Raw genomic sequence first — 20,242 nt, forward strand, 5'->3', positions numbered from 1 at the left:
TGGTGGGAATGGGAGCGGAGCTGCCGCGCGCGGTGGCCGTGAGCGATGCCGGCGGCGCGCAGCTGGTCAAGCGCACGGCGATGGCGACCGTCGCCGTTGCCGTCCTGGTGCTCGGCATCAAGTACGCCGCCTACTACGTGACCGGCTCGGTGGCGCTGTTCTCGGACGCGCTGGAATCGATCGTCAACGTCGTCGCCGGCCTCATCGCCCTTTGGGCGGTGACGGTCAGCTACAAGCCGGCCGACAGCGACCATCCCTTCGGCCACACCAAGGCGGAATACTTCTCCGCCGTGGTGGAAGGCGTCCTCATCGTCCTCGCCGCGCTCCTGATCCTGCGTGAGGCTTGGGAAGCCTATCTCGTGCCGCGCACGCTGGAAGCGCCGGCGCTCGGCATCGCCATCAACGGCGTCGCGACGGTAATCAACGCCCTCTGGGCCACCTACCTGATCCGGCGCGGCCGCGAGAAGCGCTCGCCGGCGCTCGCCGCCGACGGCCGGCACATCATGGCCGACGTCGTCACTTCAGTCGGCGTCCTCGCCGGCCTCCTCGTCGCGACCGCCACCGGCTGGACGATCCTCGACCCCGCCATGGCGGCGCTCGTCGCGCTGAACATCCTGCGCGAAGGCTACCACGTCGTCACCCATTCGCTGTCCGGCCTCATGGACCAGGCGATGGACCCGGCGGAAGAAGGGGCGGTGCGCGAGATCATCTCCGCTCGAGCCGAAGGCGCCATCGAGGTCCACGACCTCAAGACGCGCCTCGCCGGCCGGGCCATGTTCATCGAGTTCCACATGGTCGTGCCCGGCGCCATGACGGTCGGCGCCGCCCACGTCATCTGCGACCGCATCGAGGACGCCCTCCAGGCCGCCTTCGCCGACGTCACCGTCCTCATTCACGTCGAGCCGGAAGCCGAGGCCAAGCAGACCGGCGTGCCGGTGCTCTAATCCTGCCAATTGTCGAGTGAGAGGCCTTCGACGCGCGCGAACTCGGCCGTGTTGCGCGTGACGAGCGTTAGGCTGCGGGCGCGAGCCTGGCCGGCGATCAGGATGTCGTAGGCGCCGATCGGCGTGCCGCGGCGCTCGAGCGTCGCGCGGATGTCGCCGGCGTGCCGGGCGTCATTGTCTTCGAACGGAACGGTTTCGAAGCGAAGGGCCTCGAAGTTGGCGCGGTTCGCCGCGGCGCGCCGGCTCTTGTCGATGCCGTAGAAGAGTTCGAACGAGACGATCGCCGACAGGCCGATGTCGCTTGGGCGCCAACGCCGCATGGCGTCGAGCACGCTCCGATCCTTCTTGAGAATCGCGATGACGATGTTCGTGTCGAGAAGGAACCTCAATCGAGGTCGCCTAGCGACGAGCGCTCCTGCGCCGCCGGCTGAGTCTGCAGCGCGTCCTCGACATCCGGGTCCAGCGGCGCCTTGATGTCGTCGAGCCAGGACCAGTCGTCGGCGATCGGCTCCAGGATCACGGACCGGCCTTGTCGGCGGATTCGAACCTCCTGCCCGTCGAATCGGAATTCCTTGGGTAGCCGGACCGCCTGGGAGCGTCCCGTCCAGAAGAGCTTGGCCGTGTCCATGGATCCTCCTCGATACCTACGGACGGTAGATAGCATCCGGTGCTGGTCGATGCCATGCGAGCCTGTGCCGGAAAATCGTGTCCATGCCCCCTTGCGGCGGACGGCAAATCGCGTCACCTTCCCGTCATGACCATCGCGCCCGCCCTGATCCTGGCTCTGTCCCTGTCGCTGCTGACGGCGGTGGGTCTTGCGCGCGCGTCGCGGCTTCGCGCCCTTCCGCTTCTTCTTAGACGCGACCGTCGGACCCGTTGATCGAAAAGGGGCGTCCGGCGGTCGAAGCCGGCGCCCGTCCCCGAACCCGCTGAGGTTCGCCGATCGCCGCTGCCCCTTCCGCTTTACATCCGATCCGATTTGCCGGATGACCGCCCGCATCGAGCCGCCCGAGGCTTCGGCGCAGCACGGCATCCGCTGAACAGTTCAAGCGACGAAGGCGCTCTTCAGAACCCATGTCCGCGATCCGCCAGCCCGTATCCCCCTCCGCCGATCAGGCTCCCGCCACAGGCGGCATGCCCACCGCTCCGCGCAAGTACCAGCCCTATCCCGCCGTCGACCTGCCCGACCGCACCTGGCCGTCGAAACGCATCGAGACGGCGCCGATCTGGTGCTCGGTGGACCTGCGCGACGGCAACCAGGCCCTCGTCGACCCGATGGGCCAGGACCGCAAGGAGCGCTTCTTCCGTCTCTTGAAGGCCATGAACTTCAAGGAGATCGAGATCGGCTTTCCCTCGGCCTCGCAGACCGATTTCGACTTCACCCGCTGGTGCGTCGAGAAGGGCGAGATCGCCGACGACGTGTCGCTGCAGGTGCTGGTGCAGTGCCGGCCGGAGCTGATCACCCGCACCTTCGAGAGCCTGGAAGGCGCCAAGCGCCCGATCGTCCACTTCTACAACTCCACGAGCGAGCTGCAGCGCCGCGTCGTGTTCAACAAGGATCGTGCCGGCATCAAGCAGATCGCCGTCGATGCCGCCAAGATGATCGCCGACATGGCGGCCAAGGTCGGCGGCGACTACCGCTTCGAATACTCGCCGGAAAGCTTCACCGGAACCGAGCTCGAATTCGCCGCGGAAATCTGCAACGCGGTCGCCGAGATCATCCGGCCGACCCGCGAGAACCGGCTGATCCTGAACCTGCCGGCGACCGTCGAGATGTCGACGCCCAACATCCATGCCGACCAGATCGAGTGGATGTGCCGCAACCTCGACAATCGCGAAACCATCATCGTCTCGCTGCATCCCCACAACGACCGCGGGACGGCGATCGCCGCGACCGAGCTCGGTCTCCTGGCGGGCGCGGACCGCGTCGAGGGCACGCTGTTCGGCAATGGCGAGCGCACCGGCAACGTCGATCTCGTGACGCTGGCGCTGAACATGTTCACGCAGGGCGTCGATCCCGGCCTCGACGTGTCGGACATCAACGCCGTCAAGGAAGTCTACGAGTACTGCAACCAGCTCGCCATCCCCGAGCGACACCCTTACGTCGGCGAGCTGGTCTACACGGCCTTCTCCGGCTCGCACCAGGACGCCATCAACAAGGGCATGAAGGCGGCGAAGGTCGCCAACTCGCCGCTCTGGGAGGTGCCCTACCTGCCGATCGATCCGAACGACGTCGGGCGCTCCTACGAGGCGATCATCCGCATCAACTCGCAGTCGGGCAAGGGCGGCATCGCCTACGTGCTGCAGGCCGATTACGGGCTGAACCTGCCGCGCGCGCTTCAGGTCGAGTTCCGCGACGAGATCCAGCGGATCACCGACGAGGAAGGCAAGGAACTGCCGGTCAAGCGCATCTACGAGCGCTTCCTTGAATCCTACGTCGAGGCGAACCAGTCGGGTGCGCGGCTCCGCTACGTCGACCACGTGACGCGCACCGAGGGCGGCGACCGCACCCGCCGGATCGTCGAGGCGACGATCCGCGACGGTGGCGGCGATATCTCGATCGAGGGCCGGGGCACCGGCGCGATCGACGGCTTCATCGACGCCCTGTCGCGCCATCTCGGCGTGCCGCTCACCGTGCACGACTATTCCGAGCATTCGCTCCAGCACGGGTCGAACGCGTCGGCGATCGCCTATATGGAGATCGAGCATCCCGGCGGCCGCGTCTTCGGAGCCGGCATCGACCAGAACGCCACGACCGCCTCGCTGAAGGCGATCGTCGCGGCTGCCAACCGCATCGGCTGAGGCGTCCGATGAGCGTTGCGGGCGGCGTCCTTCTCGTGAAGGCCTTGGAGAACCAGGGCGTCGCCCGCGTCTTCTGCGTGCCGGGGGAAAGCTATCTCCCGGTGCTCGACGCGCTGCATGATTCGCCCGTCGAGACGGTGGTCTGCCGCCAGGAGGGCGGCGCGGCGATGATGGCGGAAGCCGACGGCAAGCTCACCGGCCGCCCCGGCATCGCCTTCGTCACGCGCGGCCCCGGCGCCACCAACGCGTCCGCCGGCGTCCACGTGGCGGCCCACGACCGGACGCCGATGATCCTCTTCGTCGGTCAGGTGCCCAAGCGCTTCCGCGGCCGCGGCGCCTTCCAGGAGGTGGATTACGACCGCTTCTTCGGCGGCATGGCCAAGGCCGTGTTCGAGGCGGAGAACGCCGACGCGCTGCCCGGAATCGTCGAGGAAGCCTATCGCATCGCCCTCGGACCCGCGCCCGGGCCCGTGGTCGTCGCGCTGCCGGAGAATACCCTGTCGGGACCGACCGCGGCCGCGGCGCCGGATTTCGTCGAGGCGCCGTCGGTCGAGCCGGACGCCGCGGCGATGGAAGCGCTCGGCGCCCGTCTTGCCGAGGCGGAGCGGCCGGTGGTGATCCTCGGCGGCCCCCGTTGGACCCGCGAGGCCGTCGACGACATCGCAGCCTTCGCGGCGGACTGGCGCCTGCCGGTCGTCTGCTCCTTCCGCCGGCAGGTCTTTCCGACTGGCCATCCGAGCTATGCCGGCGACCTTGGGCTCGGCGTCAATCCGGCGCTCGCGACCCGCATCGCGGAGGCCGACCTCGTGCTCGCGATCGGCGCGCGGCTCGGGGAGGTGCCGAGCCAGGGCTACACGCTCTTCGCCGTGCCCGAGCCGCGCCAGCGCCTCGTCCACGTTCTGCCGGACGCCGCCGCCATCGGCCGGCTCTATCGGCCCGCGCTCGGCATCGCCGCCGATCCCGTCGCCTTCGCCCGGGCCCTGCGGCGGCTTGCGCCGACCACGGTGCCGGTCTGGGCGGAGCAGACGCCGATCGCGCACGAAGCCTATCTCGCCTGGTCGACGCCGCAGCCCGAGGCGACGCCCGCGGGCACCGTCGACATGTTCGCCGCGATCGCGGCGTTGCGCGACGCGCTTCCGGCGGACGCGATCGTGACCAACGGCGCGGGCAACTACGCCGCCTGGGCGCATCGCTTCCTGCGCCAGGCGGGCTTCGGCAACCAACTCGCGCCGACCTCCGGCTCGATGGGCTACGGCCTGCCGGCGGCGGTGGCGGCCAAGCTCCGCTTCCCCGAGCGCGCCGTCGTGGCCCTTGCGGGTGACGGCTGCTTCCAGATGACGGGACAGGAGTTCGGCACCGCCGTCCAGGCCGGCGCGGCGGTGGTGGTCATCGTCTTCGACAACGGCCAGTACGGCACGATCCGCATGCACCAGGAGCGGCACTATCCCGGCCGCGTCTCCGGCACCGGGCTCGTCAACCCGGACTTCGCCGCGCTGGCGCGGGCCTACGGCGCCCGGGCCGAGCGCGTGGAGCGGACGGAGGACTTCGCCCCGGCGCTGCGCGCGGCGCTCGCAGCGGGCGAGCCGGCACTCCTTCACGTCGTCACCGATCCGGCCCGCATCTCGCCGTCCACGCGGTACGCACCGGCCGAGCCGCGATGAGCGGTCCGCATCTCGCCCGTCGCGAATGGCCCGCGACGCGCGAGGCGGCCGGGCGACCCGTTATCCTTCTCCACGGCTTCGACGGCTCGGCCGCGGCCTGGGAGGTCGTCGCGCCGATGCTGGCGCGCCAGCGCCGGGTCGTCGCCTTCGACCTGCCGGGGCATGGCGGGTCCTTGTCCTATCCCGGATACGGGCCGCCCAAGCTCGCGGCCCGCGCAGTCCTCGCCGAGCTGTCGTGGATGGGCGTCGAGGGGCCGGTGCACCTCGTCGGTCACTCGATGGGCGGCGCCGTCGCGTCGCTCGCCGCCCTGTTCGAGCCGGAGCGCGTCGCCTCGCTGGCGCTGATCGCGCCGGGCGGCTTCGGACCGGACATCGGCCTCGACCCGATTCGCGCCGTCATTATGGCGCGGAACCCCGCCGATCTCGCGGATGCCCTGTCCACCATGGGCGCGCCCGGCTGGCGTGCGCCGGCCGCGATCGCCGCGGCGATCCTTGCCGAACGCTCGGCGGCCGGCGAAGCGGGGCGGGCGGCTGTCGCCTCGATCTTCGACCAGCTCTTCGGCACCGGTCTGCAGGGCGTCCTGCCGCTCGACGCCGTCGCCGCGGCGGGCCGCCCCGTCACCCTCGTCTGGGGCGACGCCGATCCGGTGACCCCGACAGCACAGGCGCACGGCGCGCCGGCCGGCTTCCAGCGCCGGTTCCTGGAAGGCGTCGGCCACCTGCCGATGCTGGAAGCGCCCGGTCAGCTCGCCGCGATCCTTTCGGAGCACCTCGCCGCGGCCGATGCAGCCTGTCGATAGGCGACCTCGCGCGTCGTCGGCGCAGGAAGCATTCCCTTCCGTGATGTCTATGACATATGGTGAACGAAAGGTGTTCGGCGGTCGGGTGTGATGATTGACGGAGTTGAGGGCGCCGCGGTGGCCTCCGGCGGGACGCGCCGGCTGGCCGAGGCCGTGCGCCAGGCCAAGATCGCGGCCGCCAGCCGGTCCGACGTCGTCGTCGACATTCGCGAGGCCGACCGCGCGCGCCTGGAAATCCTTCAGGAGCTTCTGGACGGTCTGATCGCCGATCTCCCGGCCGACAGCGAGTTCTTCGACTTCGCGCTGTCCGGCGGGCTCCAGCCGCGCCTTTGGATCGACGCGACGGCGCACGTCGCCATGGCGCGGGACCGGCGGACCTACCGCTTGTCGCGCGAAACCCGGGTGGGCCGGGTGCTGCTCGCCGAGGCGACCGATCCGCGCGTGATGGCGGACCGTGTCACCGACTACGTCGCGGAGCGCATCGTCGAGCGCGACCGGGCGCTCGCCGTCGGCGATGGTATCGCCGAGCGCGTCGCCGTCGGCGTTCGAAGCCGGGCCGGCGGTGGCGCGGCCGCCGATCCGCTCGAGATCAAGGCGGGACGCGCCAAGGAAGGGCTCCTGGCCGCCATGTGGCTCATGCTCGGCATCGTGCTCGGCGCCGGCGCGCTGCTGGCGCTCGCTTATTACCGCGGCTTCGCGCTGAACTGATCGGCCCGGGGCGACCGGCCTCGCTGCCGGGCGGGCGGGAGATGCGAGCCGGTCCGCCGCGCCTCAATCCTCGTCCCGGGCCGGCGCCGCGTCTTCCGTTTCGGGCACCGCCTCCGCCGTGCCGTCGTGGAGAAGGCGGCGCTGGCGGACCCAGCCGATGCCGGATCCGTCGGGTTTCAGCCCGCGCTCGCGCTGGACGAGGTCCCAATGGCCGGGCTCGCCCGAGATCTCGAAGAGGTTGTAGCGCGCGGGCGGCTTGGAGGAGCCGGCGGACTGGCTGGCCGAGGGCACGCCGACCACCGGCACGCGCCCGTCGCGGCCGTCCAGCCAGTAGAGGGTGTCGAGGTGGGTATGCCCGTGCAGCACCAGCTCGGCGCCGGCATCGCGCATGACCTTGGAGAAGAACTGCTTGCCGATCAGCCGTTTGTGCCAGTCGGTCGAGCCGGCGATCGGCGGGTGGTGGATCATCACGACGCGGAAGAGGCCGAGCGCCCGGCAGCTTTCGAGGAGGCGCGCGAGCTCGATCGCCTGTCCGCGCTTGAAGGTGCCGGTGGCGAAGAAGGGCGCCGTCGCTTCGGCCGTGGAGACGCCGAGGATCGCGACGTTGCCGCGCACGCGAAGATAGGGAAAGCGCTTTTCCGTCGAGGGATGGGCGTTGTCGCCCGCCATGTAGAGGTTCCACTCCTGGCAGGCTCGCTTCAGGGCGCCGGGCACGTAGGCGTCGTGGTTGCCGGGAACAACCGACACCGCCTTCGGAGCGCCGAGCGCTTCCAGCCAGAGCCGGGCGGCGATCGTCTCGGTTCGCGTCGCGAGATTGACGAGGTCGCCCGTGACGGCGATATGGTCTGCACGCTGCGCCTTCAGATCGTCGAGGAGGTGCAGCAGCGTGTCCCCGAACATCGATTTGGCGCGGTTGCGGTGCCAGTTGACGAAGCCGGTGATCCGCTTCGTCGCGAGCTCCTTGATGGAGAGCTCGGGCAAGGGACCCAGATGAATGTCGGAGAGATGGGCAAGGCGGTACATGGCGGGTGAAGTAGCCTGCCGCCGCCCCGCGGAAACCCGGCCGACCCAACAAAAGGACCAGGAATGGCGCTGCCGAAGATCGTGCTGAGGGCCCTCCACAAGGGCTTCCTCGCCACGCGTCCCCTGACGCTCGGGGTTCGCTGCGCGCTGTTCGACGCGCAGGGGCGGATCTTCCTCGTGCGCCACACCTACATGACGGGCTGGTTCATGCCGGGCGGCGGCGTCGAGGCAGGCGAAACGGCCGGCGAAGCGATGCGCCGCGAGGTGCGCGAGGAGGGCAATATCGAGCTCCAGGGCGAACCCGCCCTCTTCAACCTCTACTTCAACAACCAGGCCTCGCGCCGCGACCACGTCGCGCTGTTCCGCTCCGACAGCTTCGTCCAGAGCGCGCCGAAGGTGCCGGACCGCGAGATCGCCGAGGCCGGCTTCTTCGCGCCCGACGCGCTGCCGGAGGACGCGACGCCGGCCACGCACCGGCGGCTTCGGGAGCTGGCCGGCGAGGTGCCCGCCTCGCCCTACTGGTGAGGCGTCCGCCTCAGCCGAGCCGCGCCCGGTCGTGCGCCTGCCACAGGTCCTCTTCGGGGCCGAGCGGCACGATGCCGGTCGGGTTGATGGTCTTGTGGCTGATATAATAGTGGTTCTTGACGTGGGTGAAGTCGACGGTCTCGGCGACACCCGGAACCTGATACAGATCAAGCATGTAGGCGAAGAGGTTCGGGTAGTCCGCGATCCGCTTCTTGTTGCACTTGAAGTGCCCGACATAGACCGGGTCGAAGCGGATCAGGGTCGTGAAGAGGCGCCAGTCGGCCTCGGTCGGCGCCTGCGATCCGACGAGCCAGCGCTGCGTCGACAGGCGCTCATCGAGCCGGTCGAGGGCTTCGAACAGCTCCCGGAACGGCTTCTCGTAGGCTTCCTGCGTCGTCGCGAAGCCGCATTTGTAGACGCCGTTGTTGACCGCGCCGTAGACCTCTTCGTTGATCGCGTCGATCTCGGCTCGCAGTTCCGGCGGCGAGATGCGGACGGACGCGTCGCCCCAGGCATCGAAGGCCGTGTCGAGCATGCGCAGGATCTCGGCCGATTCGTTGTTGACGATGCGCTTCTCCCGCTTGTCCCAGAGCACGGGCACCGTGACGCGGCCGGAATAGTGCGCATCGCTGAGGAGGTAGACCTCGTAGAGCCGCTGCTTGTTGTTCACCGTGTCGGGGATCGCGCCGTCGCGCTCGGAGAAGACCCAGCCCTCCGATCCCATGTGCCAGTCGACGATCGACAGCGAGATCGCGTCCTCAAGCTTCTTCAGCTTGCGCGCGATCAGCGTGCGGTGCGCCCAAGGGCAGGCGAGCGAGACGTAGAGATGGAAGCGGCCGGGCTCGGCCTTGACGCCGCGCTGCCCGTCGGGACCGGGACCGCCGTCTGCGGTCACCCAGTCGCGGAAGCTCGTCGTCGTCCGCTTGAAGCTGCCGCCGGTGGACTTGGTATCGTACCACTCGTCCTTCCACTCGCCGTCCACCAAGAGCCCCATGGCCGTCCTCCGTCGCGCGTGCCGATCTCGTCAGCACACATGGCGCCCCGGCCGGCCGGAGGCGAGGGGCTCGGCATGCGACGCAGCGTCGACCAATGCGGCTCCCTTTCGCATCTCGCGGTGAAGTGATATGGCGCTCGCGGACGAACTCCCGACAAGGGCCGCGCGCGATGATCATCCGGCGACGACGACAGGTTCCACGCGCCCTCGCGCGCTGACCGCCGTTCCGTCCGCCCGACGATCCGCACCCATGCCGGACCCGGGAGCCGAGGCGCAGCGCATCCCGCACAGCCGCTCCGTTCCGGTCCCGTCCATGCTGCTCTTCTCCGACATCCGCTACGCGCCGGAAGCGCGCGAGCACGACGCCGACATTCTCGACATCTGCGAGGAGGCTTTCGGCCCCGGGCGGTTCGCGCGCGCCGCCGAGCGCGTGCGCGAGATGGCGCCGCACGCGCCGGAGCTTTCCTTCGTCGCCCTGATCGGAGATGCGGTGGTCGGCGCGGTGCGGCAGGTGCCGATCAGCATCGGCGGCCGGCCGGCCCTGATGCTCGGGCCGCTCGCGGTGCGGCCCGGCTTCAAGGGACGGGGGGCCGGGCGGGCTCTGATGCGCCTCGCCGCGCAGGCTGCGCGCGAGGCCGGCGAGAGCGCGACGATCCTCGTCGGCGACGCGCCCTACTACGCCCAGTTCGGCTACCGCGCCCTGCCGGAGGGAAGCGTCCTCATGCCCGGCCCCGTCGATCCGCGGCGCCTCCTCGGGCTGGCGCTGCGCGAGGGCGGGCTGGACGGGCTCGCCGGCCGCGTCGGGCCGCGTCGCTGAAGCCGGGGACGAAGCGGCGCGCCCGCTTCGCGACGGGCGCCTCGCCTCAGCGGCCCTCGCGGTACCAGGTGGCGGAAAGGGCGAGGAGGAGGACGGACAGGCCGAGGAAGCCGGCGAAGAGCGGCATGCGGTCGACGCCACGCAGCACCGTCTCCTCCGTCGTCTTCAGGCCGATCCAGTCGCGCCCCGAAGCGTCGGCGCGGCCGGCGACGGGGATGACGCGCGGCACGGACACGCCGTCGCCCTCGGCGACGCGGCGCACGCTGCCGCGTGTTTCCTCGGCGATCGGCTCCAGCTTCTGCGTGGTCGAGACGGCCTCGCGATATTCGCGCGGGTTCTCCGGGCCGACATTGGCCAGGGCGCGGAGTTCGCCGTTCGCGGCCTGGAAGAGCCCGAGCTCTTCCGTTTCCAGCGTGCCCTGCCAGCGGCCCTCGCTGAGATCGGCGAGCGGCACGGTGACAGCTTGGCCCGAGGGCGTGACGACGGTGGCGGGGCCGGGGTCCTCGCCGACGGTTTGGCGCGTGACGACGAGGTCGCGACCGCGGGCGGTGGCGTCGAGCGCTTCCTCTTCCAGCTCCGGCTCCTTCATCAGCCAGTGGGCGAGACGGCGGAAAAGGGGGACGTGCGGGCCGCCGCCCTCGAAGCCGCGCGACCAGAGCCAGCCCTGATCGGACAGGAGAAGGGCGATGCGGCCCTCGCCGGCGCGATCCAGCACCAGGAGCGGCTTGCCGTCCGGCCCGTTCATCACCGTTTCGCCGCGGGGCGTCGCGACGTCGACCGAGCGGAACCAGGGCGCCCAGTCGGGCGGCGTCTGGTCGGAGCCGGGCAGGTCGCGCGTCACCGGATGCTTACGGCCGAGGTCGGAGAGCGTGGGATAGAACGCCTTGTTCTCGACGCCTCCGGTCGGAAGCGCCGGCAGGATCGATTCCAGCGGCGTCGTCGCCACCGAGTCGTAGCCGGCATATTCCGGGCCGGAGGCGATCAGGAGGGCGCCGCCGTTCTCGACGTACTGGGCGATGTAGTCGAAGTAGAGCGTCGGCAGCACGCCGCGCTGCTGGTAGCGGTCGAAGATGATGAGGTCGAAGTCCTCGATCTTCTCCACGAACAGCTCGCGCGTCGGGAAGGCGATCAGCGAGAGCTCGTCGATGGGCGTGTTGTCCTGCTTCTCCGGCGGGCGCAAAATGGTGAAGTGGACGAGGTCCACCGCCGCGTCGGACTTCAGGAGATTGCGCCAGGTGCGCTCGCCGGCATGCGGCTCGCCCGACACGAGGAGGACGCGCAGGTTCTCGCGGATGCCGTCGATGGTGGCGATGGCGCGGTTGTTGACCGGCGTGATCTCGGCCGGATCGCGGGCCACCGAGAGCTCGACGATGTTCTTGCCGGCGCGCGGCAGCCGCAGGCCGACCTCCGTATCCTGGCCGGGTACGGCCTGCTCGCGGGCGACGAGATCGCCGTTGAGGAAGACGCGCACCTCGGTCGGCGCGGTGCTGGCGCGCGGCCCGTCCTCCATGACGCGGTAGACGAGGCGCTGGTCCTCGTCGACGAGGCCGAAGCGGGGCGCCGAGCGCACCTCGATGCGGCGGTCGAACTCGTCCGGCTCGCCGGTCACGAGGGCGTGGACGGGCGCGTCGAAGCCGAGGGCCGAAGCGTTTGCCGGGATGTCGTGGACCTGCCCGTCGGTGATGAAGACCGCGCCGCCGACGCGCGCGGGCGACACGTCGCCGAGCGCGCCCTTGAGCGCCGAGAAGAGCGCGGTGGTGGCGTCGGAATTGGCGTCGCCGGTGCCGCGCGCCTCGACGGTGCGCACCTCGAATTCCGGGAAGCGGGCGAGCGAGGCCTGGAGGGCGCGCTCCGCCTCGTCGGTCTCGGCGGCACGCGCGCCGATGGTCTGGCTCTGCGAGCGGTCGACGACGAGGGCGACGACGCTCTTCAGGGGATCGCGCTCCTCGCGCAGAACCACGGGGTTGAGGAGGGCGAGAAGGAGGGCGGCGATGGCGAGGACGCGCAGCAGCGCGCCGCGCACGCGAGTGAGGATCAGGACGGTCGCGAGGATCGCCGCAGGGACGGCCAGGATCGCGATCGTCGCCAGCGAGAAGAAGGGGGCGAAGTCGAGGGACCAGGTCATGGGCTTCTCCTCCTACTGGCCGAGCCGTTCGAGGAGCGCGGGCACGTGGACCTGATCGGCCTTGTAGTTGCCGGTGAGGACGTACATCGCGATGTTCACCCCGGCGCGGTAGGCGTGCTCGCGCTGGACCGGGTCGGACGAGTCGGTCGGGTAGAGGAACATGCCGCCGGCGTCGACCGCCCAGGCGCTGGCGAAGTCGTTGGACGTGATCATGATCGAGGACACGCCGTCGCCGGCATTGGCCGGGCGCTCCGCGGCGTTCGGGTCGCGCACCAGGGACTCGACCCAGAGGTCCGAGCCCTCGTGCCGGCCGGGAAAGTCGTCCATGATGTAGAAGGCCTTGGTGAGGACGTGGTCGGCCGGCACCGGCTCCAGCGGCGGGATGTCGAGGTCGGCGAGGATGTCGCGCAGGCGTCGCTGCCCGTCCGAGACCGCACCGCCGTTCAGCCCGCCGAGCGCGCCCTCGTCGACGTCGAAGAGCACGGTGCCGCCCTGTTTCATGTAGGCGTCGATGCGGCTGATCGCGGCATTGTCGGGCATCGGCGCCGTGGCGCGGATCGGCCAGTAGATCAGCGGGTAGAAGGACAATTCGTCCTGGGTGATGTCGACGCCGACCGGCGCACCCGGCTCCAGCGCGGTCTTGGCCGCGACGAACTGGGTGAGGCCGTCGAGGCCCTGGCGCGAGATTTCGTCGACATCGGACTCGCCGGTCTCGACATAGGCGAAGTGGGTCGTCTCGGTCGCCTCGATGGCCGCGGCGACATCGATGCCGAGGTCGTTCGGATCGGCGGGGCGCGGACCGCGGCGCTCCGTTTGAGGCGGGCCCCCCGGCTCCTGCGCGCTCGCCTGGCCGCTCGTGCCGAGAAGCATCGCGCCGGCGGCGAGACACAAGGAGACGCCCGCGGCAGTGCCGACCCGGCGCCCGCCAGCCATACGCCCGAGCCGGGCGAAGACGCCGTTCATCCAGAGAAGGGCGAGTGCGTCGAGCGCGAAGAGGAGGAGCGCGCCGGCGAAGAGCCAGGGCGTGAGGTTGCGCGAGGCGTCCGCGCCGTAGCCGCGGGCCGCCACCGGCGCGCCGAGGTTCAGGTCGGCGGGGAGAGGGCGCAGGACCGTGTCGGGGGAGAGAAGGTTCAAGGCGACGTAGCCTTCCTCGCTGCCGTAAAGGCCGGGGGGATGGGCGGGCGAGACGCGCGGCGGACCGCCGGGCCCGAGCTGCAGCGGCTCCACCTCGGGATCGGGAGAGGTCAGGATGCCGTTCGCGTCGAGCATGCGGTAAGGCGCGAGCGTCACCGCCTCGCCGGGCTCGGTGCCGGCCTCGGGCGCAGGGCCGGCGGCGCGCGACAGGGTAACGATGCGGCGGAGCATGTCGACGAAGGCGCCGGAGATCGGCAGGTTCGACCAGGTCGCCTCGGCCGTGGTGTGGAAGAGGACGATCTGGCCCGAGCCGAGCGGGCCGGCGGTGACGAGCGGCGTGCCGTCGGCGAGGCTCGCCCAGGTGCGCTCCGTCAGGTCGACGGAGGGCTCGGCGAGGATCTGGCGGGTGACGGTGACGTCCTCGGGAACGGTGATCCCTGCGAAGGGGCTCGTCGGCGCCATCGGCGCGATCGCCTGCGGCTCCGACCAGGATAGGGCGCCGCCGAGCTGGCGCTCGCCGCCGCGCAGGCGCACGGGAACGAGCGGGTCCTCGCCCGTCGAGGCGGCGAGCCGCGGGCCGGCGAAGCGCACCAGCGTGCCGCCGCCCTCGACCCAGCGCGTCAGCTCCGTCCGAGCGGCCTCCGGCAGGACGCCGATATCGGCGAGGACGATCATCGAGGGGCGCTGGGCGATCAGCTCCGGCACGCCGCGGGCAAGGTCCGCGTCGGTCGGTCGGGCGAGATCGGCGAAGGGCTCCAGCGCGCGGGAGATGTAGTAAAGCGGCGAGAGCAGCGGCTGGGCGAGATCGGCGGCCTCGCCGGACAGGAGCCCGACGCGCCGGCGGCGGAAGGAATCGTCGACAAGCCGCACGGCCGCGGCGTTCGCCTCGCCCTCGACTTCGAGGCGGGCGATGTCGTTGCGCAGCTCCGGCGGGATTGCGAAGCGCGCCTCCGCGGCGGCCGAGCCCTGGTTGAAGACGAGCGGCGCGCGGCCGACCTCGCGCCCCTGCGCGTCGAGGGCGCGGAGCTGATAGGTGACGGAGCCGACGGAGCCTTCGGGGCGCACGGCCGAGACGGAGAGCGCGTCGGTGGCGTTGCTGGCGTTGGTGAGGCCCGCGAGGCCGTCGACGCTCGGGCGGTAGAGGAGCGCCTGACCTTGGCCGAGGCCCGCAAGCGGCGCGAGCGCGGCGGAGGCCGCCTGCGGCTCGCCCTCGCCGTCGAGACCGTCGCTGAGGAAGGCCAGCGTGCCGGGAGCGTTGCCGTCGAGGGCGGTGGCGAGGCGCTGGGCGGCCGCCGCGCGGTCGGCCGGCACGGGACGCGGGCGGGCGGCGGCGAGGCGCTCGAGGGCGGTCGCGGCCTCGACGGGCGTCGCGTCGTTGCTCGGGCCGTCCGCGGTGAAGGCGAGGGACACCGGACGCCCGGCCTCGCCGGCCTGATTGATGAGGTCGGCGGCTGCGGCCTCTCGGGCGTCCCAGTCGCCGGCGCTCGCCCAGCCGTTGTCGACGAGAACGGCGAGCGGGCCGTCGCCGGACAGGCGCTCGTCGGACGGGTTCAGGATGGGCGCGGCGAGCGCCAGGATGATGAGGGCGGCGAGGAGGAGGCGCAGCAGCGTCAGCCACCAGGGGCTTTTCGCCGGCGTTTCCTCGACCTTCAGCACGCGCTGGAGGATGCGCAGCGGCGGGAACACCTCCGTCTGCGGGCGCGGCGGCGTCAGCTTCAGGAGCCACCAGATCACCGGCAGGGCGAGAAGCCCGAACAGGACCAGCGGCGCGCCGAAGGACAGGGACAGGCCGCCGATCATGCGCGTTGCCTCACGGTTTGCGGCACGCCGCTCATGCGGCCGTGGACGGCGATCAGCGCTTCGGAGGCGAGCCGGTCGGTGCGGTGGGGGATGAAGCTCCAGCCGAGATGTCGGCAGTGATCGGCGAGCGTCTCGCGCTGGGCGCGGTAGAGCGTCGTGTATTCGGCGCGCAGGTTCTCCGCCCGGCCGGCGGTGAGCTTGGCGCCGGTCTCGGGATCGCGGAACTCGGTGCGGCCCGAATAGGGGAAGGCTTCCTCCGCCGGGTCGGCGACGCAGACGAGGTGGCCGCGCACGCCGCGTCGCGCGGCGCGGTCGATCCGCTCGACGGTGGTCTCGACGGGATCGAGGAAGTCGGACACGAGCACCAGCTCGCTATGCCGCTTCAGCCGCTCGTCCGACGGGAAGCCGGTGGCGGGGCGGTTGTTGAAGAGGGCGGTTGCGATGCGCTCGGCGGCGTTGCGCGAGAGCACGGGCTCCATGACGCCGGGATAGCCGATCCGCTCGCCGGATCGGGCGAGGAGCTCGGCGAGGGCCAGGACGATCACCAGCGCGCGGCTTTCCTTCGACACGCTCGCCGTCTTCGACTGGTAGAGCATGGAGGGCGAGGGATCGGCCCAGAGCCAGACCGTCTGCGCCGCCTCCCATTCCCGGTCGCGCAGATAGACATGGTCGTCGCGCGCCGAACGGCGCCAGTCGATGCGGCTCACCGGCTCGCCCTCGACGAAGGGGCGGAACTGCCAGAAATTCTCGCCGACGCCGCGCCGGCGCCGCCCGTGCCAGCCGGCCGCGACGCTCGCCACGACCCGCTGCGCCTCGACGAGGAGGTCCGGCAGGAGCGCGGCGCGCGCCCGCGCGCGCAGCAGCGCGTCGGGGCCGGTGGTCAGTTCGACCGTGGAGCCGATCGCCATGGGGCCGTCAGCCGGCGGCGCGCTTGAGCTGGGCGATCACGTCGCGGACGCTCATGCCTTCGGCTCGCGCCGAGAAGTTCAGCGCCATGCGGTGCTGGAGGATCGGCTCGGCAAGCGCGTGCACGTCGTCGACGGAGGGCGCCAGGCGGCCGTCATAGAGGGCGCGGGCGCGAACGCAGGTCATGAGGGCCTGGGAGGCGCGGGGCCCGGGACCCCAGGCGATGTGCGAATCCGCTTCCTTGGACCCGTTGCCGGGGCGGGCGGAGCGCACGAGCGCGAGAATCGCCTCGACGACGCTTTCGGGCACGGGCATGCGGCGGATCAACCCCTGGATCTCCCGGAGGCGCGCGGCGTCGAGCACGGGCTCGGCGACGGCCTCGGTCTCGCCGGTGGTCTGGAGAAGGATCTGCCGCTCGGCCTCGAAGGACGGGTAGGGCACGTCGACCTGCATCAGGAAGCGGTCGAGCTGGGCCTCGGGCAGGGGATAGGTGCCCTCCTGCTCCAGCGGGTTCTGCGTGGCGAGGACGTGGAAGGGCGCAGGCAGGTCGTGCCGCTCGCCGGCAACCGTCACGTGATACTCCTGCATCGACTGGAGCAGCGCCGACTGGGTGCGGGGGGACGCGCGGTTGATCTCGTCGGCCATCAGGAGCTGGGCGAAGACGGGACCGCGCACGTAGCGGAAGGAGCGGCGGCCGGTCTCGTCCTGGTCCATCACCTCGGTGCCGACGATGTCGGAGGGCATGAGGTCGGGCGTGAACTGGATGCGGCGCGCGTCGAGGCCGAGCGCGCGGCCGAGCGTGTCGACGAGCTTGGTCTTGGCGAGGCCCGGAACGCCGACGAGGAGGGCGTGGCCGCCGGCGAGGATCGCGATCAGCGTCTGCTCGACCACGCTTTCCTGGCCGAAGATCACGGTGCCGACGGTCCGGCGGACCGATGCGATGTCGGCGAGCGCGCTTTCCGCCAGCCGGACCACCGCATCCGCGTCGAGAACGGGTTGCTGCGGTGCAAGATTCGTCATCGCGGAACGGCTCCGTTTGGGGGAAGGCGAGAAGGCTGGGCCGGGGCGGCCGCTTTGGATTCGGACAGGCGACGCGGCGATGCCGCAGCGCACCGGCCATCAAAGCCCCCGTCCCATGTCCTGGCAAGCGCGAGGCGCGCAACTATTTCGTGACCGCGAAGGCGGGCCGAAATAAGACGGGCGCCCGGACGGTCATTTCGTCGCAAGAACGGCAGGCCATGGAAAATCAACGTCATAGCTCCGCGGGCGTCAGCCTCCAGGCGCTCGTCTCGCGCGCCGAGCGGGCGGGAAAGGGCGCGCCGCCCGTCGAGCGGTGGGACCCGCCCTTCTGCGGCGACATCGACATGGTGATCCGACGCGACGGCTCCTGGGATTACATGGGCACGCCGATCGCTCGTCCAGCCCTGGTCCGCCTGTTCTCGACCGTGCTGCGCCGCGAGGCGAAAGGCGGCTTCGTGCTCGTCACGCCGGTGGAGAAGCTCGGCATCACGGTCGAGGACGCGCCCTTCGCCGCCGTCGAGATGAGCGCCGAGGAGCGGCAGGGCGAGCCGGCGCTCGCCTTCCGCACCAATGTCGGCGACCTCGTCGAGGCCGGGCCGGCGAACCCGCTGCGCTTTGCCGAGAGAGAGGAGGGCGGCTTCGTGCCCTACGTTCTGGTGCGCGGCGGCCTGGAGGCGCGGCTGACGCGGGCGCTCGCCTTCGAGCTCGCCGACCTCATCGAGGAGGATGCCGACGGCCTGTTCCTGCGCTCCAACGGTGCGCGCTTCGCCATTCCTCCGGAGTCGGGCGGCGCATGAGGATGGAGAGCGAGGCCGCGCCCTTCTCGGCGGCGGATCTGCGGACGCGAATGGCGCGGATGGGCACGGGCGAGGACGAGACGACGCGCTACGGCGACCATCTCCTCAACCCCGACCTCGTCCAGCTCGCCGAGCATGCCGAGGCGCGCGACGCCGCCGTGCTGGTGCCGGTGGTCGACTACGGCTTGGGGACGGAGGCCGGCGTCATCCTGACGACGCGGGCGGCGCATCTGCGCAAGCATTCCGGCCAGATCGCCTTTCCCGGCGGCTCGGTGGATCCCGGCGACGGCTCGCCGGAAGCCGCGGCGCTGCGCGAGGCGGAGGAGGAGGTGGCGCTCGAGCGCCGCTTCGTCGAGCCGATCGGGCGCCTGCCGCGCTACTTCACGACCACCGGCTTCCGGATCACGCCGGTGGTCGCGATCGTCTCGCCGGGCTATGAGCTGCGGCCGAGCCCGAGCGAGGTCGACGACGCCTTCGAGGTGCCGCTCGGCTTCCTGATGAACGCTGCCAACCACCGGCAGGAAAGCCGGGTCTGGAACGACGTGCTGCGCCACTACTACACCATGCCCTTCGGCGACCGCTTCATCTGGGGCGTCACCGCCGGGATCATCCGCACCCTCTACGAACGGTTCTACGCATCGTGACCAGCCCGACCCGCATCGACGCCGACTGGCTGCGCGCCGAGCCGCTGCAGCGCCTGCTTTCCGCCCTGTCCGAGAACGGCGAGGAAGCGCGCGTGGCCGGCGGCGCGGTGCGCAACGCGCTGATGAAGCGCGATGCGACGGACATCGACGTCGCGACGACGGTGCTGCCGCAGGAGACGATCCGCCGGGCCGAAGCCGCCGGCTTCCGCGCCGTGCCGACCGGCATCGAGCACGGCACGATCACCGTCGTCACGCCCGGCGGTCCCTTCGAGGTGACGACACTGCGCGAGGACATCGAGACGGACGGGCGCCGCGCCGTCGTGCGCTTCGGCCGCGACTGGAAGCGGGATGCGGAGCGGCGCGACTTCACCATCAACGCGCTCTACGCCGACAAGGACGGGGCGGTGCTCGACCTCGTCGGCGGGATCAAGGACATCGAGGCGGGCGTGCTGCGCTTCGTGGGCGATCCGGAAACGCGCATCCGCGAGGACTATCTTCGAACCTTGCGCTTCTTCCGCTTCTTCGCCTGGTACGGCTCGGGCCGGCCGGACGCGGCTGGGCTGCGTGCCTCGGCGCGGCTGAAGGACGGGCTGTCGCGGCTCTCGGCCGAGCGCGTCTGGATGGAGCTGAGGAAGCTCCTGGCCGCCCCCGATCCCTCCCGCGCGCTGCTCTGGATGCGGCAGGCGGGCGTTCTCACGGCCGTCCTGCCCGAGAGCGAGAAATGGGGCATCGACGCGATCCATCTGCTGACGCAGGCCGAGGCCGCGCTCGGCTGGCCCGCCGACGCGCTCCTGCGCCTCCAAGCGATCGTTCCGCCGGATCCGGAACGGATGGTCGCGATGGCCGGGCGCCTGAAGCTGTCCAACGCCGAGCGCGACCGGCTGCTCGCCTGGACGCAAGCCGACAAGCCCGATCCCGCCATGGCGGACGGCGCCTTGCGCGCGCGGCTGTTCTTCGGCGACCGTCAGGCGATCCTCGATCGCCTGCGGCTGGCTCTCGCCTCCGCGCGCGGAAGGGCGGCGGGCGGCGCGCCGGACGCGCTGGCCGAGGCGGCGGCGCTGTCGCGCCAGCTCGATATCGCCTCGCGCTTCGATCCTCCCGCATTTCCCGTGTCCGGCAGCGACGTCGTCGCGGCGGGAACGCCGGCGGGACCCGAGGTCGGGCGGGCGATCGATCGCTTGAAGCGGCTCTGGGTGGACGGTGGCTTCGTGATGAGCCGCGAGGATCTCCTCGCTCGGCTCTGAGGCGCAAACGAAAAGCGGGCCCGTGGGCCCGCTCCATCATCGACTCGATTCGCGGTGCGGTTTTGCCGTCAGTTCGGCAGTTCGGTGGTCTTCTCGCGGAACGAGTCGAGCAGGGCCGGGGTGATCTTCTCGAAACCGAGCTGGCGCGCCTGCACCACCGCCCGGCGCACCACCTCGGCTTGGCTCTCGGCACGGATCACGCGCTCGCAGCCCGGGATGATGCCTGCGCAATTCAATTCGTACATGATTGATCCTCCCTGATCGATCACTCCCTGACCATGTCGTTTCGAAATGGTCT

19 protein-coding genes are annotated in these 20,242 nt (G+C 70.9%); 10 read left to right on the top strand and 9 right to left on the bottom strand.

The window, feature by feature from the left end; all coding sequences use genetic code 11:
- Positions 1-8 precede the first annotated feature (8 nt).
- A complete protein-coding gene (locus FZN60_RS01920) occupies positions 9-944 on the top strand; it encodes a cation diffusion facilitator family transporter (RefSeq protein ID WP_158870672.1) in 936 nt (311 codons plus the stop codon).
- On the opposite strand, the gene FZN60_RS01925 is transcribed toward FZN60_RS01920, so the two are convergent.
- Positions 941-1,333, bottom strand: a complete 393-nt coding sequence (locus tag FZN60_RS01925) for a type II toxin-antitoxin system VapC family toxin (protein ID WP_158870463.1) — start codon at positions 1,331-1,333, stop codon at positions 941-943. The genes FZN60_RS01920 and FZN60_RS01925 overlap by 4 nt on opposite strands.
- Positions 1,330-1,572, bottom strand: a complete 243-nt coding sequence (locus FZN60_RS01930; RefSeq protein ID WP_158870465.1) for an antitoxin — start codon at positions 1,570-1,572, stop codon at positions 1,330-1,332. The genes FZN60_RS01925 and FZN60_RS01930 overlap by 4 nt, the downstream gene beginning before the upstream one ends.
- A 446-nt stretch (positions 1,573-2,018) precedes the next feature.
- Between FZN60_RS01930 and leuA the strand changes: the two genes are divergently transcribed.
- The 4 genes from leuA to FZN60_RS01950 all read left to right on the top strand — a co-directional run bounded on the left by leuA (position 2,019) and on the right by FZN60_RS01950 (position 6,915).
- The gene (gene leuA, locus FZN60_RS01935; protein WP_158870467.1) at positions 2,019-3,746 is read left to right on the top strand and encodes a 2-isopropylmalate synthase; all 1,728 of its coding nucleotides are present in this window, start codon (positions 2,019-2,021) and stop codon (positions 3,744-3,746) included.
- Positions 3,747-3,754: 8 nt separating this feature from the next.
- Positions 3,755-5,407: a thiamine pyrophosphate-dependent enzyme gene (locus FZN60_RS01940; RefSeq protein WP_158870469.1), complete on the top strand. Its 1,653-nt coding sequence runs from the start codon at positions 3,755-3,757 to the stop codon at positions 5,405-5,407.
- Positions 5,404-6,207, top strand: a complete 804-nt coding sequence (locus tag FZN60_RS01945) for an alpha/beta fold hydrolase (RefSeq protein ID WP_158870471.1) — start codon at positions 5,404-5,406, stop codon at positions 6,205-6,207. Before FZN60_RS01940 ends, FZN60_RS01945 begins: the two co-directional genes overlap by 4 nt.
- A 90-nt stretch (positions 6,208-6,297) precedes the next feature.
- The gene (locus tag FZN60_RS01950; RefSeq protein WP_158870473.1) at positions 6,298-6,915 is read left to right on the top strand and encodes a hypothetical protein; all 618 of its coding nucleotides are present in this window, start codon (positions 6,298-6,300) and stop codon (positions 6,913-6,915) included.
- A 63-nt stretch (positions 6,916-6,978) separates the two neighbouring features.
- Here the strand turns inward: FZN60_RS01950 and FZN60_RS01955 are convergent, their stop codons facing one another.
- Positions 6,979-7,938 (bottom strand): metallophosphoesterase family protein, encoded by a 960-nt coding sequence (locus FZN60_RS01955; protein ID WP_158870475.1) that lies wholly within the window; start codon positions 7,936-7,938, stop codon positions 6,979-6,981.
- 63 nt (positions 7,939-8,001) lie between these two features.
- Here FZN60_RS01955 and FZN60_RS01960 point away from each other — a divergent pair, with 63 nt between their 5' ends.
- Complete coding sequence (locus FZN60_RS01960; RefSeq protein ID WP_158870477.1) at positions 8,002-8,463, top strand: NUDIX domain-containing protein; 462 nt, start codon at positions 8,002-8,004, stop codon at positions 8,461-8,463.
- 10 nt (positions 8,464-8,473) lie between these two features.
- On the opposite strand, the gene FZN60_RS01965 is transcribed toward FZN60_RS01960, so the two are convergent.
- On the bottom strand, positions 8,474-9,457 hold the full coding sequence (locus tag FZN60_RS01965; protein ID WP_158870479.1) for a glutathione S-transferase family protein: 984 nt from the start codon (positions 9,455-9,457) through the stop codon (positions 8,474-8,476).
- Between the two features lie 313 nt (positions 9,458-9,770).
- Here FZN60_RS01965 and FZN60_RS01970 point away from each other — a divergent pair, with 313 nt between their 5' ends.
- A complete protein-coding gene (locus FZN60_RS01970; protein WP_422570284.1) occupies positions 9,771-10,274 on the top strand; it encodes a GNAT family N-acetyltransferase in 504 nt (167 codons plus the stop codon).
- 46 nt (positions 10,275-10,320) lie between these two features.
- Here FZN60_RS01970 and FZN60_RS01975 read toward each other — a convergent pair whose 3' ends face one another.
- Genes FZN60_RS01975 through FZN60_RS01990 form a run of 4 tightly spaced genes read right to left on the bottom strand, consistent with a single transcriptional unit; the run spans position 10,321 to position 17,259 of the window.
- Positions 10,321-12,399 (bottom strand): hypothetical protein, encoded by a 2,079-nt coding sequence (locus FZN60_RS01975; protein ID WP_158870481.1) that lies wholly within the window; start codon positions 12,397-12,399, stop codon positions 10,321-10,323.
- 12 nt (positions 12,400-12,411) lie between these two features.
- Positions 12,412-15,333 carry a DUF4159 domain-containing protein gene (locus FZN60_RS01980; protein ID WP_158870483.1) on the bottom strand — a complete coding sequence of 974 codons (2,922 nt, stop codon included), beginning with the start codon at positions 15,331-15,333 and terminating at the stop codon, positions 12,412-12,414.
- The gene (locus tag FZN60_RS01985) at positions 15,330-16,241 is read right to left on the bottom strand and encodes a DUF58 domain-containing protein (protein WP_158870485.1); all 912 of its coding nucleotides are present in this window, start codon (positions 16,239-16,241) and stop codon (positions 15,330-15,332) included. The genes FZN60_RS01980 and FZN60_RS01985 overlap by 4 nt, the downstream gene beginning before the upstream one ends.
- A 7-nt stretch (positions 16,242-16,248) precedes the next feature.
- A complete protein-coding gene (locus FZN60_RS01990; RefSeq protein ID WP_158870487.1) occupies positions 16,249-17,259 on the bottom strand; it encodes an AAA family ATPase in 1,011 nt (336 codons plus the stop codon).
- Between the two features lie 218 nt (positions 17,260-17,477).
- Between FZN60_RS01990 and FZN60_RS01995 the strand changes: the two genes are divergently transcribed.
- Genes FZN60_RS01995 through FZN60_RS02005 form a run of 3 tightly spaced genes read left to right on the top strand, consistent with a single transcriptional unit; the run spans position 17,478 to position 19,944 of the window.
- Positions 17,478-18,056 carry a DUF1285 domain-containing protein gene (locus FZN60_RS01995; protein WP_158870489.1) on the top strand — a complete coding sequence of 193 codons (579 nt, stop codon included), beginning with the start codon at positions 17,478-17,480 and terminating at the stop codon, positions 18,054-18,056.
- Positions 18,053-18,700, top strand: coding sequence for a CoA pyrophosphatase (locus FZN60_RS02000; protein ID WP_246726525.1), 648 nt, complete (start codon positions 18,053-18,055; stop codon positions 18,698-18,700). The genes FZN60_RS01995 and FZN60_RS02000 overlap by 4 nt, the downstream gene beginning before the upstream one ends.
- On the top strand, positions 18,697-19,944 hold the full coding sequence (locus tag FZN60_RS02005; protein WP_158870491.1) for a CCA tRNA nucleotidyltransferase: 1,248 nt from the start codon (positions 18,697-18,699) through the stop codon (positions 19,942-19,944). The genes FZN60_RS02000 and FZN60_RS02005 overlap by 4 nt, the downstream gene beginning before the upstream one ends.
- Positions 19,945-20,012: 68 nt before the next feature.
- Here the strand turns inward: FZN60_RS02005 and FZN60_RS02010 are convergent, their stop codons facing one another.
- Positions 20,013-20,189 (bottom strand): DUF1059 domain-containing protein, encoded by a 177-nt coding sequence (locus tag FZN60_RS02010; RefSeq protein WP_158870493.1) that lies wholly within the window; start codon positions 20,187-20,189, stop codon positions 20,013-20,015.
- Positions 20,190-20,242 lie beyond the last annotated feature (53 nt).

The organism is Antarcticirhabdus aurantiaca, assembly GCF_009765365.1.
GTDB classification, from domain to species: domain Bacteria; phylum Pseudomonadota; class Alphaproteobacteria; order Rhizobiales; family Rhizobiaceae; genus Antarcticirhabdus; species Antarcticirhabdus aurantiaca.